General features: G+C 40.8%; 9 protein-coding genes and 8 tRNA genes. 4 read left to right on the top strand and 13 right to left on the bottom strand.

The genetic code is table 11. The annotated features are described in order from the left end of the window. The first annotated feature begins 586 nt into the window (after positions 1-586). Positions 587-2,002, top strand: coding sequence for an alanine/glycine:cation symporter family protein (locus tag PSH48_RS02415; RefSeq protein WP_273606909.1), 1,416 nt, complete (start codon positions 587-589; stop codon positions 2,000-2,002). A 183-nt stretch (positions 2,003-2,185) separates the two neighbouring features. Continuing rightward, a complete protein-coding gene (locus PSH48_RS02410) occupies positions 2,186-3,781 on the top strand; it encodes a BCCT family transporter (RefSeq protein WP_273610821.1) in 1,596 nt (531 codons plus the stop codon). A 525-nt stretch (positions 3,782-4,306) separates the two neighbouring features. Here the strand turns inward: PSH48_RS02410 and PSH48_RS02405 are convergent. The 12 genes from PSH48_RS02405 to PSH48_RS02350 all read right to left on the bottom strand — a co-directional run bounded on the left by PSH48_RS02405 (position 4,307) and on the right by PSH48_RS02350 (position 9,843). Further along, a tRNA-Leu gene (locus PSH48_RS02405) sits at positions 4,307-4,393 on the bottom strand. A 37-nt stretch (positions 4,394-4,430) separates the two neighbouring features. Further along, a tRNA-Cys gene (locus PSH48_RS02400) sits at positions 4,431-4,504 on the bottom strand. Positions 4,505-4,523: 19 nt separating this feature from the next. Continuing rightward, positions 4,524-4,599, bottom strand: a tRNA-Gly gene (locus tag PSH48_RS02395). Positions 4,600-4,659: 60 nt separating this feature from the next. Next, positions 4,660-4,746, bottom strand: a tRNA-Leu gene (locus tag PSH48_RS02390). Between the two features lie 39 nt (positions 4,747-4,785). Next, positions 4,786-4,861, bottom strand: a tRNA-Gly gene (locus tag PSH48_RS02385). Positions 4,862-4,951: 90 nt separating this feature from the next. After that, positions 4,952-5,038, bottom strand: a tRNA-Leu gene (locus tag PSH48_RS02380). Positions 5,039-5,074: 36 nt separating this feature from the next. Next, a tRNA-Cys gene (locus tag PSH48_RS02375) sits at positions 5,075-5,148 on the bottom strand. Positions 5,149-5,175: 27 nt separating this feature from the next. Further along, positions 5,176-5,251 (bottom strand) — tRNA-Gly (locus PSH48_RS02370). 208 nt (positions 5,252-5,459) lie between these two features. Then, positions 5,460-6,005, bottom strand: a complete 546-nt coding sequence (gene pgsA, locus PSH48_RS02365) for a CDP-diacylglycerol--glycerol-3-phosphate 3-phosphatidyltransferase (RefSeq protein ID WP_024033647.1) — start codon at positions 6,003-6,005, stop codon at positions 5,460-5,462. 42 nt (positions 6,006-6,047) lie between these two features. Further along, positions 6,048-7,871, bottom strand: coding sequence for an excinuclease ABC subunit UvrC (gene uvrC, locus PSH48_RS02360; protein WP_004589510.1), 1,824 nt, complete (start codon positions 7,869-7,871; stop codon positions 6,048-6,050). Positions 7,872-7,882: 11 nt separating this feature from the next. Beyond that, positions 7,883-8,533, bottom strand: a complete 651-nt coding sequence (gene uvrY / locus PSH48_RS02355; RefSeq protein WP_004589511.1) for a UvrY/SirA/GacA family response regulator transcription factor — start codon at positions 8,531-8,533, stop codon at positions 7,883-7,885. Positions 8,534-8,691: 158 nt separating this feature from the next. Beyond that, entirely contained in the window at positions 8,692-9,843 is a 1,152-nt protein-coding gene (locus tag PSH48_RS02350; RefSeq protein WP_273610818.1) for a dicarboxylate/amino acid:cation symporter, read from the bottom strand. A gap of 366 nt (positions 9,844-10,209) precedes the next feature. Here PSH48_RS02350 and cysK point away from each other — a divergent pair, with 366 nt between their 5' ends. Together cysK and PSH48_RS02340 are read left to right on the top strand one after the other, a co-directional pair. Further along, positions 10,210-11,178, top strand: a complete 969-nt coding sequence (gene cysK / locus PSH48_RS02345; protein WP_004589513.1) for a cysteine synthase A — start codon at positions 10,210-10,212, stop codon at positions 11,176-11,178. A gap of 146 nt (positions 11,179-11,324) precedes the next feature. Further along, on the top strand, positions 11,325-11,759 hold the full coding sequence (locus tag PSH48_RS02340) for a hypothetical protein (protein WP_029773124.1): 435 nt from the start codon (positions 11,325-11,327) through the stop codon (positions 11,757-11,759). A 66-nt stretch (positions 11,760-11,825) separates the two neighbouring features. Here PSH48_RS02340 and PSH48_RS02335 read toward each other — a convergent pair whose 3' ends face one another. Beyond that, entirely contained in the window at positions 11,826-14,102 is a 2,277-nt protein-coding gene (locus tag PSH48_RS02335; protein WP_138579467.1) for an acyl-CoA dehydrogenase, read from the bottom strand. Between the last annotated feature and the right edge of the window lie 77 nt (positions 14,103-14,179).

Here is a 14,179-nt window from a genome sequence, read left to right as displayed (position 1 = left end):
GAATTTATTTAATATCTTTCGATATTGAATTGACTGTGCTGCAATTCTTTTCTTAAGTAAAACCTAAGTAAGTTATTGCTGTTGGTCACTCAGTTTCAATTGAGACTCTAAATTTGTTTGCCTCACTACCTAAGTAGCTTGGCTGTTAGAACTCAATCTGTACGAGTGCCCACACAGATGATTGCTTTATATTGTTAAAGAACGTTGCGATTAAAGCGTTAAACTTTATCTCGCTAGGGCTGCGCATCTTACGCTTTCCTATTTTTTTGTCAACACTTAATTTTGTTAAACTTGAAAGTTTTTAAAACTAAGTTTTACTCGACTCACTAAGTAGCTCGTGCCTCGCTATGCGTTGCGCTCTGCCGTCTCAGTGGGGTCGCATTATAGGGAGAAACGTTTTATACGCAAGCGTTTTATTGAATAAAATTGTATTTAATTTATACCCATAAGAACCTCACATTAAAAACACATGTTACCCACAAAAGCCTGTGGATAAGACTGCTTTTTTGCTTTTAAAACTAAACTCTTTTGATTTGTTATGGTAAGTTGCCAGCACTTTTTCAACTCATGTACTTAGGTAGTATTCATGACAGATATAATAAATAGTATAAGTGCCTTACTTTGGGGCCAAGTTCTCGTCTACTTATTAATAGCAGCAGGTGTCTTTTTTACCATTCGGTTAGGCTTTATTCAATTTGTACAATTCCCTCATATGTTTAAAGTTATGTTTGGCTCACGTAAATGTGATGGAGATGAGATTTCTTCTTTTCAGGCTTTTTGTACTTCTTTAGCGGCGCGTGTTGGAACAGGTAATATGGCCGGTGTTGCCGTAGCACTTTATTTAGGTGGCCCTGGCGCTATATTTTGGATGTGGCTGATTGCTTTAATAGGTATGGCAACTAGCTTTGCAGAAAGTACGTTAGCGCAAGCTTATAAAACTAAAGACGCTGATGGCAACTTTAGAGGCGGCCCTGCTTATTATATGGAGCGTGGTTTAGGCAAACGCTGGATGGGTGTGTTGTTTTCATTATGCTTAATTTTAGCCTTTGGCCTGGTATTTAATGCTGTACAGTCAAACTCTATTGCTGCCGCATTTGAAGTAGCGTTTGATGTACCTAAGTATATAGTAGGCATTGCACTTGTAATTGGCTCAGGCATCATTATTTTTGGTGGATTAAAAACAATATCACGTTTTGCCGAAATGGTTGTTCCATTTATGGCGCTTGCCTATTTGCTAGTTGCTATATATGTATGTGCGATTAACTTTACTGCCCTACCTGATGTTATTGTACTTATAATAAAAAGTGCTTTTGGTTTAGAGCAAGCAGGCGCCGGTGCAATTGGCTATGGTGTAACGCAAGCTATGATCCAAGGTATTAAGCGCGGTTTGTTTTCGAACGAAGCCGGTATGGGTAGCGCAGCCAATGCCGCAGCAACGGCAACACCTTATCCACCGCACCCAGCCTCGCAAGGGTATGTGCAAATGCTAGGTGTATTTATAGATACTATTGTGATCTGTACAGCCACTGCCTCATTAATCTTACTGTCTAATCAACTTGTGCCTGAATCGGGTGTATTAGGAATAGAGTTAACGCAAGCTGCACTACAAGAGCACGTAGGTGACTGGGGTACTTACTTTATTGCCATTGCCATTCTATTTTTTGCATTTACCTCTATTGTCGCGAATTACTCATATGCCGAAACAAACCTAATGTTTTTAGAGCACAACTCTACTAAAGGAATGTTTATATTTAGATTACTTGTATTAGGTATGGTTATGTTTGGTGCTATTGGTGAACTAGGTATTATTTGGACACTTGCTGACATTTCTATGGGCCTAATGGCTATTGTAAACGTGGTTGCACTGTTTATGCTTTCAGGCGTTGTTGTGTGGTTATCAAAAGATTACAACGCGCAAAACAAGCAAGGTGTATTACCTACGTTTGACAAAGACAAGCACCCTAAGCTTGCTAAAGAGGTTGATCCTAACGCGTGGAAGTAACGCTAAATTAAAAAATTATTAAGCGAGCATTAGCTCGCTTTTTTTTGCCTTTCAAACTATATAAAAATTTATTAATGTATTTCAGAGATATATACCATAATTAAATATCAGTAATAGGCGCTTTTTGATTTACTTACGTACTATAAAATTGAAGTTTGTTATCTATAATATAAAGGAGTCATGATGGATGACCAATTGAACAAATACAGTATTGACACTACCGATTATCAGGTAGGTCAAGATAACGTACAAAAATGGGGGTTTGATGTTCATAACCCAGTGTTTGGAATAAGCGCATTTTTAGTCATACTATTTGTTGCCCTTACCTTATTGCTTGACCCTGAAGTGGTCAGGGAAGCACTTACCTCAACTAAAGATGCCATTATCAATAAATTTGATAGCTACTTCATGTTGATTGCTAATGGTTTCGTATTATTTTGCTTTGCACTTGCGCTCTCCCCTCTTGGTAAAATTCGCTTAGGGGGTGTTGATGCAAAACCTGAACATGGTTATCTCTCATGGCTGGCAATGTTATTTGCCGCAGGAATGGGGATAGGTTTACTGTTTTGGGGTGTTGCAGAGCCCGCAGCCTATTTTACTGATTGGTACTTAATGCCAATGAACGCAGAGCCAAATACCCCAGAAGCGCACTCTTTAGCAATGGGCGCCACCATGTATCACTGGGGCTTACATGGTTGGGCAATTTACGCCATTGTTGCGCTTAGCTTAGCATTTTTTGCTTACAATAAAGGCCTTCCTTTATCTATACGCTCCGTGTTTTATCCCTTATTTGGCGATCGTGCATGGGGCTGGCTTGGTCACGTTATTGATATACTTGCTGTACTTTCCACGCTTTTTGGTTTAGCAACGTCTCTTGGTTTAGGGGCACAGCAAGCAACAAGTGGTATTAATTATTTAATGGGCACTGACTACGGTACCGCTTTTCAAATTACAGTTATAGCACTCGTTACCTGTATTGCTATTGTTTCTGTTATTAAAGGCATTGAAGGGGGTGTGAAAGTACTTAGTAACATCAATCTTATATGTGCATTTATTTTACTTGTAGCCATAATATCGCTTACTTTTAGTGACTCAATCACAGCAATATGGTTTACCTTTGGTGCATATGTAGAACATATGGTTCCGCTTAGTAATCCGTTTGGCCGTGAAGATCAAGACTGGATGCATGCCTGGACAGTATTTTATTGGGCATGGTGGATATCGTGGTCGCCGTTTGTAGGAATGTTTATTGCCCGCGTTTCTAGAGGCCGTACCGTGCGAGAATTTTTATTAGTCGTCATTGGCCTGCCAACACTATTAAGCTTAGTGTGGATGGGGGTATTTGGTAATTTAGCGATTTCACAAATTATTGATAAAGTTGGCCCACTTGGGCAAAACGGGTTAACCGATATCTCTGTGACGCTATTTCAGGTTTATGAGCAGCTTCCGCTTAGTGGCCTTATTAGTGTGATCTCAATTGTGCTTGTTTTAGTATTTTTTATTACCTCTTCTGATTCTGGCTCACTTGTAATAGATGGCATAACCGCTGGCGGAAAAATTGATGCGCCGGTACCACAACGTATATTTTGGGCATCGATTGAAGGGGCAATAGCCGCCGTATTACTATGGGTAGGTGGCTCTCAGGCCTTGCAGGCTCTGCAATCTGGAGTAGTAACCACTGCTTTACCTTTCTCAATTGTGCTTATTTTAATGTGCGTGGCGCTTATTCAAGGTTTAATGAGCGAATACCCCATTTATAAGGCACAAACAAAGTTATAGCATTATGTACTTTAGCAAAGCGGCCTTGTGTCGCTTTGCTTTGCACTTTATTTCCTCCCTTACCTACACTTCAGCTAATACATTAACGAACGTATTTAATTATCAAACTGTTTAGCTTTGGCAATACACCTCTAAAACACTTTATTTTAAATAAATAGAGCGCACATATCAGCGCATAACAACCAATTGCTATTAGTTGCACCTTTAGCTATCAAGTTTATATCATCAGGTAGTCGCGTATGTATGCAAAATTGCTTTGATGGAACTGAATTGGATGTAAACGGCGTTAAAAGTACCCTATATCAGCAGCAAAGGGGTATAGGGAAAGTAATGTAGGTTTAATCAACTAACGCTAACGTACAACAATACGTATGCTTTGCTTTAAGCACGATTGTCTTTTTTTAAGCCAATTGCTATTAATCTTTAAAGAATAGAAAAAACATAAACAAAGTGATTTTTATATAACAGATGGGTATTTATTTAAAATAGGGAGTATTTAATTTGCTAAAAGGACTTTAGTAAAAGTGGTGCCCGAGGCCGGACTTGAACCGGCACGACTTGTTAGTCGAGGGATTTTAAATCCCTTGTGTCTACCAATTCCACCACTCGGGCATCGAGTTTGCTATTTAAAGCATGTGGAGTAATTAAATGGAGGCGGAACCCGGAGTCGAACCGAGGTGGACGGATTTGCAATCCGCTGCATGGCCACTCTGCCATTCCGCCTTAACGCTTCCAAATAATTTGGAGCGGCACACGAGGCTCGAACTCGTGACCTCGACCTTGGCAAGGTCGCGCTCTACCAACTGAGCTAGTGCCGCATTAAACCTTTTATTAATATTTTATCTAACTTTCAATTATCTTGGTAGAATAATTAAAAGTGGTGCCCGAGGCCGGACTTGAACCGGCACGACTTGTTAGTCGAGGGATTTTAAATCCCTTGTGTCTACCAATTCCACCACTCGGGCATCGAGTTTGCTATTTAAAGCAAGTGGATAAAACTAATATGGAGCGGCACACGAGGCTCGAACTCGTGACCTCGACCTTGGCAAGGTCGCGCTCTACCAACTGAGCTAGTGCCGCATCATATTAATTCTAAATTTAATTACATAATCTAATTTATGTAACATTGTTTTTATAAATTACACTTGGCGATGTAATTAAACCACAAAGTGGTGCCCGAGGCCGGACTTGAACCGGCACGACTTGTTAGTCGAGGGATTTTAAATCCCTTGTGTCTACCAATTCCACCACTCGGGCATCGAGTTTGCTATTTAAAGCATGTGGAGTGTTGAATGGAGGCGGAACCCGGAGTCGAACCGAGGTGGACGGATTTGCAATCCGCTGCATGGCCACTCTGCCATTCCGCCAAACCGTTGGACAACCTAATGAAAACTTGGAGCGGCACACGAGGCTCGAACTCGTGACCTCGACCTTGGCAAGGTCGCGCTCTACCAACTGAGCTAGTGCCGCATTATTATTTAATTATCTGCGTTATTCAACATCTTGCGATGTTTACGCTGCTAACTAAGTAACTTTGGTTTTCTTTATCTTAGGGGCTATGCCCTCTCAACACGGACGCATTCTACAGAGATTATTAAACGCGTCAACACAAAAAATGCCACTTTTGAACTGTTTGATTATTTTTTATCTAAAACGGTGCGTTATTAGACGTTTACAATCAATTTTTGGTCAATTCACTCCATGCAGCCATTAAATATTGCACCATAGAGCTCAGTGTTAAATAGGTGGCTATATACAATAAAGCAAAACTTAAATAGATCATCCACGTATCGTATTGCCAAATTAGGCCAATAATCGCCAGCATTTGCGCCGCGGTTTTTATTTTGCCCATATTTGATACTGCAACGTTTCCACGTTTGCCTTGTTCGGCCATCCACTCACGTAATGCAGATATCACTATTTCACGGCTAATAATAATAAGGGCCGGAATCGTCATATACATAGACTGATAATGATCAGAGAGCGCAACAAGTGCAGCACACACCATAACCTTATCGGCTACAGGGTCTAAAAACGCACCAAAAGGCGTAGATTGCTCTAGCTTTCGTGCTAAATAGCCATCAAGTATATCGGTGATTGATGCAAGCCAAAAAATAAAAGCGGCAGCAAAAAACGCCCAGCTATAAGGCAAGTAAAATATCACCAAAAATATGGGGATAAGAAAAAGTCTAAAGGTTGTGAGTGTGTTTGGAATATTCCACATAACTACTTGGATATGTCTTTTTTTCTATATTCGCATGAAGGGCTAGCCCTTGTCATGCAAATGGTTAAATATCTTCTCAGCCATGTCAGGACTGATCCCAGGAACTTTCTTTAACTGTTCTATATTAGCAGCTTTTACCCCTTGCATGCCCCCTAAATATTTTAATAATGTTTGGCGGCGCTTAGAACCTACTCCGTTGATCTCTTCTAATAATGATTGCGTGCGCTGTTTTTGGCGCTTATTACGGTGCCCTGCAATGGCAAATCGGTGCGACTCATCGCGAATATGCTGGATTAAATGTAGTGCTGGCGCATCCGAATCCATAGGAATCGTTTTTCGCCCGCCATCAATTAATAAGGTTTCAAGGCCTGGCTTTCTGCTTGTGCCTTTTGCTACACCTACTAACAGCGGCATTTTAGCATGTGGCCACGTGGCAAAATACTGCTCTGCACGGCCTAGTTGCCCTTTACCACCGTCAATGAATATAACGTCAGGGATTTTGTCTTCATCTACCACTTTGTTGTAGCGTTTGTTCAGTGCAAACTCCATTGCCGCGTAATCATCACCGCCGGTTATACCCGTTACGTTGTAGCGCCTGTACTCTTTGTTATTTGGCCCTTGCGAATCAAATACTACACAACTGGCTACTGTGTTCTCCCCCATGGTATGGCTGATATCAAAACATTCCATTCTGTTTATATCATCTAAGCCTAGGGTCGCTTTTAATTGTGCATAACGTTTGTTTATAGAGTCTTGGGTACTTTGTTTAACGGTAATGCTGTTTAATGCGTTTTTATTAGCAAGCTGAAGATATTGTGCTCGCTCTCCGCGGGTAACCACTTTAAGCGATACTTTGCGCTCACTAATTTGCGTAAGAGCTTCACTCAATGCGCTACTTTCTTCAATCTCGAACGGTAAAATAATTTCTTTTGCTATGCGCCCTGTCGCACCAGGCGCTAAATAATATTGCCCTAAAAACGAAGTGAGTATTTCCTCTTGTCCCGAATCTTTAGGCACTTTTGGAAAATAGGTTTTACTGCCTAGCACTTTATGATCACGGATCATTAATAAATGAATCCCATTTAATCCATTTAAGTGCGCAAAACCTACTACATCCATTTCAGCAAAATTACCTGAAATAGACTGCTGCTCCTGCATTTTGCGCAGTAGCATAATTTGGTCGCGCACTTTAGCTGCGAGCTCAAAGTTAAGGTCTTTACTCGCCGCTTCCATTTTTTTTATTAAATCGGCTATTACTTCGTGCGACTTACCTGTTAAAAACTTACGTACATAATCAACTTGTTCGCCGTACTCTTGCTCTGTCACTTTATTAACACACGGTGCTGAGCAGCGCTTTAGCTGATACTGTAAACACGGGCGGCTTCTGGCACGGTAATAGGCATCTTCGCACTGACGTACAGGAAATATTTTTTGCATTAAACGCAAACTTTCCGACACTGCGCCAGCACTTGGGAAAGGCCCAAAGTACTCGCCTTTTACCTTGCGACTGCCTCTATGAAAGGCTAAACGCGGATGTTTATGACTGGTAAGTAATATATAGGGGTATGACTTATCATCACGTAATAAAATGTTATAACGCGGCTGATATTTTTTTATAAGGTTGTTTTCAAGCAGCAGGGCTTCGGTTTCGGTGTTTGTGAGCGTAACTTCAATATCGCAAATATTACTCACTAGCACACGGGTTTTACTGTCGGTTAGATTAGATCTAAAGTAGCTACTTACCCGTTTTTTTAAGTTTTTAGCTTTACCGACATAAATAACTTGTTGTTCACTATCAAGCATACGGTATACACCCGGTTCACTTGATAGCGTTTTTAAAAATTGGGCGTGATCGAATTCAGACATAAATTAAAAAATTAATGAGATACGTCTATATCAATCATTTTATGGCGAATAGCCAAATGAGTAAGCTCAACGTCGCCCCCTACGTTTAATTTTTCAAACATACGGTAACGGTAGCTGTTCACTGTTTTTGAGCTTAAATTTAAGCGCTCGGCAATATCTTGTGCTTTTTCACCTTTGGTGATCATTAGCATAATTTGTAGCTCGCGCTCAGATAAGCTTTGAAAAGGGTTTTCATCGGTACGCCCTGTTACTTGCGCAAGGGCTATTTGTTGTGCAATTTCTGGGGCGATATAACGCTGACCTGCATGAACAGAACGTATAGCACGAACCATTTCATCAGAGCCTGCACCTTTGGTTAAAAAGCCATGCGCGCCAATTTGCATCACTTTTGATGGAAACGGGTCTTCGCAATTAACCGTAAGCACAATAATTTTTACATCTGGGCAATAGCGACAAATCTTTTTAGTGGCCTCTAAGCCACCCATGCCAGGCATGTTCATATCCATTAATACAATATTAGGTGCGTGCTGGCGACAAAACTGTACCGCAGCCTCTCCATCTTTAGCTTCGCCTACCACTTTAAAACCACGTACATCATCTAATATACGTTTTATACCAGTTCGTACCAGCTCATGGTCATCAACTAAAAGCACATTAATCAATGTAATACCCTCATTAACCTAACAATACGCGACAAACAATCTAATTTGCCACATTACCACAGTTAAAGCGAAACAATAACTAATATTATTGCTTCGCTTTAGGTGTCCTCATCTTTTAGCATTATTTTACAACTGCTAAAAACCAGTACTTTAGTTTTTTATGACGCTGCTTTTTCGCTAAAACGGTCTACCCATAGGGCAATAATACCATCGCCTGTTACATTACACGCAGTACCAAAGCTATCTTGCGCAAGGTAAAGTGCAATCATAAGTGCAACAGCGCCTTCGTTAAAGCCAAGCATACTAGTTAATAAACCGAGCGCCGACATTACTGCTCCACCAGGTGCACCTGGCGCTGCAATCATTACTACCCCTAACATCATAATAAACGGTAGCATCCCCATTAAAGAAGGTACTTCCATGCTTGGCGATAAAAACATTACGGCCATCGCACACGTCACAATCGTAATGGTAGAACCCGATAAATGAATAGTAGCGCACAGTGGCACTGTAAAGTTTGCTACATCTTCTTTTACGTTATTTGCTTTGCTTGATTGCAAAGACACCGGAATGGTTGCCGCGCTCGACATTGTCCCCAGTGCTGTAAAGTAAGCAGGAAGCATATTTTTAACGAGCTCCAACGGGTTACGTTTAAGTAATATCCCCGTAGAAACATATAATACGGTTAGCCACAGCCAATGCATAACAAGTGCAGCAATAAGCACAATACCAAAGGTTTGCAGTGTATCTACCACGGTCCCTGCTACGGTCATTTCTGCAAATACACCTGCAATGTAAAATGGTAATGCCGGAATAATTACTTTAGATAATAAAGCATCGATTACATCGCGACCCTGATCAGACACTTTTTTAAGTGTTTCTAATTCAAGTTGGCTCATGCCAATACCAAACACAAATGCAGTCACAAGTGCTGTCATTACACCCATCAGCGGTGGAATCTCTAAATCAATAAAACTGCCAATTTCGGTGGCAACTTCGGCTTCAAACGTAATATTGCCACTTAGCAGTGGAATAACCGCACTTACTAATAAAAAAGCAAGCGTACCTGCAATTACTGTAGAGCTATAAGCAAAGCCAACAGTTTTACCTAATAAATGGCCAGACCCTTTAGGCAAGCCCGCAATGCCAGAAGCAATAAAAAATAAAATAATTAATGGAATGGTAAAAGAAATGAGTTGGCCAATAAGTTCTTTAACAGTAAATAAAAGCTCAACACCTGTGAGAGGCACATATAGCCCGACCAAAATACCGGCCACAATACCGGCAATTAATTTTAAGATTAACTTCATTGTGATTGCTTAGTTGAATATAGATAGAGTGTTTTTAACATGTTTTAGGCGCATTGTGTGATAAAAGTATTCAAGTTATATTCATGTGCGCAAATAACACACAAAAACATCGCAATAATTAGCCTACTCTGAGCATTTTTTAACTACGGGCCGAAATTTACTCTTTAAATTTAAAAATGAGCCCGCATCTTTAATAACTAAAGCAACAATAATAACTAATTTTTATTTCGGCTGGTTATAAGCCCAATAGATATATGTTATAGCCAAACTTTACTTTAGTTTTTTTAAACTCGCAGTAAAGTGTATTTATATAGTTAATAGCAAAGGCTATTAACACATTGATCAGATTGTATCCAAAGGAACATTATGTCTACTATTTTTGAAGATAACTCACTAAGCATTGGTAATACACCACTGGTAAAACTTAATCGCGTAACAGGCGGAAACGTTTACGCTAAAGTAGAATCGCGTAATCCTAGCTTTAGTATTAAATGTCGTATTGGTGCATCAATGATTTGGGAAGCTGAAAAATCAGGTCAGCTTGTTGAAGGTAAAGAACTAATTGAACCTACATCGGGTAATACAGGTATTGCTCTTGCATTTGTTGCAGCAGCACGTGGTTACAAATTAACACTTACCATGCCTAATACAATGAGCCTAGAGCGCCGCAAACTATTAAAAGCATTAGGCGCTAACTTAGTGCTTACAGATGGCGCTAAAGGTATGAATGGCGCAATTGAAAAAGCAAAAGAAATTCAAGCAACAGATCCAGAAAAATACATTTTATTACAACAGTTCGAAAACCCAGCTAACCCTAAAATTCACTTTGAAACAACCGGCCCAGAAATTTTTGAAGCGCTTGATGGTAAAGTAGACTTTTTTGTAGCAGGCGTAGGCACTGGCGGTACTATTACAGGTGTTAGCCGTTACCTTAAAAACGAAAAAGGCCTAGATGTTAAAGCGATTGCAGTTGAGCCAACTAACTCACCTGTTATTAGCCAAACGCTTGCCGGCGAAGAAGTAAAACCAGGTCCACATAAAATTCAAGGTATTGGCGCAGGGTTTATTCCTGGTAACCTTGATTTAAGTGTGATTGATGGTGCTGAGCAAGTATCAAACGAAGATGCTATTGCAATGGCTCATGAGCTAATGAAAAAAGAAGGTATTTTAGTGGGTATTTCATCAGGCGCAGCTGTTGTTGCCGCTAAACGCCTTGCTGAAAAGCCAGAAAACGCTGATAAAAATATTGTGGTGATTTTACCAAGTGCCACAGAGCGTTACCTGTCTAGCCCAATGTTTGCTGAAGAATTTAGCGAGCAAGAATTAGTACAGTAAACTTCTCTCCTTGAGATACTTAAAAGGATGCTTATGGCATCCTTTTTTATTATTTATGATTCAATTTTCTATTTATTCCCCAGTGCTGCTTTACATCTTGTTTAATTAACCACACACTTTAAAAAAACTAATTAAAAACATTCAACATGAAAAAAATAACAGCTTATTTAAGTTTTATCGTATGCTTATTTTTAGCCGCCTGTGGCGATAGCGTACAAACGCTGGGCGACTCACCGGGCGATACAGCCACCGCTTACTTTGATGCATTGTATAATCAAAAAGATTTACAAAAAGCCAGCACAATGGCCACCCCTAACCTAAGCCGGATTATGAAATCCTATGGCACCGCTAAGCAATTTGCCCGAAACTTAGTAAACCTGCAATACGATGAAGTAGTAATAGAAGTCGATATGACCAACATGAGCGTACGCGAACAATATGGCGATAACGCCAAAATAAACCTCATTTTTACAGGCTACTTTAATGGCGACAAAGTCGATGATATGCGCAGCGTTAAAATGCTTCGTAAAAAAGGGAAATGGTATATCGATAAAATAGTTGCAGACCCTTACGCACGCTAACTTATACACCACAAAAAAGGCCTTACACATGTAAGGCCTTTTTGCGTTTAGCGCTTATCTTAAGCGTTATAATTCACCGGGTTTAAAGTTATCAACGGCAATTGCTTGTTTTCTTAGTTTATTGGTATGGTGCATTGCATCGGCATCTGCTTGCGCAAGGAGCTCATTCTCTAGTGCGTAATTAATTGCGCCTTCTATGTCGAGCGTTGCAGGGACCTTACCACTGCGTTGCCAGTTTTTTAACTCTTTAAACTGTGTTTGCATATCGTGCATAGCTAAAAATGCATTTTCCATCACGCCCGTGCCCGCATTTTCATCTACATAACATAAGTGCGTTAAGCGGTTTCTAAACACCCCAGGTTGCGTCATATGCTCGCAAATACTTTGGGCTGTTTCATCACTTGGGTTGTGGTAGTGATTCCCCAGCGGAAACACAATGCGTTTAAGTAAAAAGTTAACCACCGGATTTGAAAAGTTTTTGAAAAAACCATCAAACGCTTGGCCTATCTCATAAAGAGAATTTTCAATAGCGTATTTCACAAAAGGTAAATCAGCCTGTTGGCGCCCTTCATCTTCAAAGCGCTTTAATACAGTAGACGCTAAATATAAATGGCTAAGCACATCGCCTAAACGCGCCGAAATCATCTCTTTACGCTTTAGCTCACCACCAAGTACCAACATGGCTACATCTGTAGTAAAAGCAAGCCCTCGGCTCATTCTGCTTAGCTGTTTGTAATACACAGCGGTTGCACCGCACACGGGCGCTTTTGCCAAACAGCTTCGCGTAAGACCATGCACAAAAGCCATGCCGGCATTACTGGCAGCAAATAAAATGTGCTTCATCAATAAACTATCAAATTGATCAAGTGCTGCATCATCGTCTTCCATTGCGGCAGCTTCCATTTCCTTTAACACAAACGGATGACAACGCGTGGCACCTTGGCCAAAAATCATTAAGTTACGGGTTAAAATGTTTGCCCCTTCAACAGTAATCGATACCGGGATCCCCATATAACCATGGGCTAAATAGTTATTAGGCCCAACTTGAATACCTTTACCAGAATGAATGTCCATTGCATCGTTCATTACCGTACGCCCCATTTCGGTCATATGGTATTTTGCAATGGCGGTAACAACCGATGGGCTAAGTTTTAAATCTATTGCGCCTGCGGTCATTAAACGCGCAGACTCTAACGTATACGTTAACCCGCCAATACGCGCTAAGGCTTCTTGTACACCTTCAAATTGGCCAATTGATACACCAAACTGTTGGCGTACCACAGAGTAAGCAGAAGTCATTTTAGAGGCTAAATGTCCTGTTGCGGTGCTTAGTGCAGGTAAAGAAATACCGCGCCCAGCACTTAAACACTCAACCAACATGCGCCAGCCTCGCCCTGCGCCCTGCTCACCACCAATAATCCAATCTAGCGGAATAAAAACATCTTTACCGTAGGTAGTTCCGTTCATAAATGCCATGTTTAATGGATAATGGCGCTCACCCGTTTCTACACCTTCGTGATCTGTAGGAATTAGCGCACAGGTAATACCTAGCTCTTTTTCATCGCCTAATAACCCATCTGGGTCATACATTTTAAAGGCAAGGCCAAGTACGGTTGCCACCGGCGCAAGCGTAATATAACGCTTAGACCAATTTAAACGCAGGCCTATAACTTCTGCACCATTATGCTGCCCTTTACACACTACGCCTGAGTCGGGAATACTGCCCGCATCAGAGCCTGCTTCTGGGCCGGTAAGTGCAAAACACGGTACATCTTTACCACTTGCAAGGCTTGGCAACCAACGGTCTTGTTGCTCTTTTGTGCCATAATGCAGTAACAGCTCGCCTGGGCCTAAGCTATTAGGCACCATAACTGTAACCGCCGCAGTTAAGCTTTTTGTAGCAATTTTTGACACTATGGTTGAATTAGCAATGGCAGAGAACTCACGTCCACCAAATTTTTCAGGAATGATCAGCGCAAAAAAGCCCTCTGTTTTTAAGTAATCCCAGACTTCTTTTGGCAAGTCTTTATCTTTTTGTACAATTTGGTAATCATCTAGCATCGCCAGTAGCGTGTTAACCTGATTATCCATAAAGTCATTTTCTTTATCGCTAAGCTCAGGCCTTGGAAAGCTATGCAGTTTTTGCCAATCTGGATTACCACTAAATAGCTCACCATCCCACCATACATCGCCGGCTTCCATTGCCTCTCGCTCAGTTTGCGAGAGCGGCGGAAGTACCTTTTTAAACATTTTAAACGTAGGACGGCTGATCAGGTTGAGGCGAATATCTTTGACTGCAAAAATAACCACCACCACGACCAGCAATATTATAAATACTGACATGAGCACATTCCTTTTACATTGAATGAAAATAGTAACTTAATTATGACCCATCTTAGTTTAAATACAATCATTGCGCG

This window comes from Pseudoalteromonas sp. Angola-4 (assembly GCF_028599265.1).
Taxonomy (GTDB): Bacteria; Pseudomonadota; Gammaproteobacteria; order Enterobacterales; family Alteromonadaceae; genus Pseudoalteromonas; species Pseudoalteromonas atlantica.
Note: the sequence above shows the minus strand (reverse complement) of the source record. Positions and strands in the feature narration are given on the sequence as shown.